This window comes from Dietzia sp. B19, from assembly GCF_014145155.1.
GTDB lineage: Bacteria > Actinomycetota > Actinomycetes > Mycobacteriales > Mycobacteriaceae > Dietzia > Dietzia natronolimnaea.
The window spans coordinates 5,746-5,976 of sequence record NZ_JAALED010000570.1 but is presented as its reverse complement, the minus strand read 5'-3'; the positions used below and the strand labels follow the sequence as shown (position 1 = coordinate 5,976).

The window sequence follows — 231 nt, the reverse complement described above, 5'->3', positions numbered from 1 at the left end:
CCGTCGATCTCCTCGAACATCGACAGTTGGGCGCCGGGGTGGGGCCGTTCGCGGCGGACGATGACTCGCATTCCGTCTGGCCACTTGGCGAGCATCCTGGGGCTGAGAAAGCCGGTCAGTTCGGCAACCTCGGCCCCGTCTCGGATGTCGCCGGAGGGATTCAATGCCGGCCCCCACGCAGCCTCTGGGCAGATCGCGATGGCCCGGCGTAGCGGGGCGGTGATGGAGAAC

At 68.0% G+C, this 231-nt stretch carries 1 pseudogene; it reads right to left on the bottom strand.

Features of this window, described 5'->3' with window-relative positions:
* Positions 1-231: pseudogene (locus G6020_RS16790) on the bottom strand (IS1380 family transposase); the annotation flags it as partial.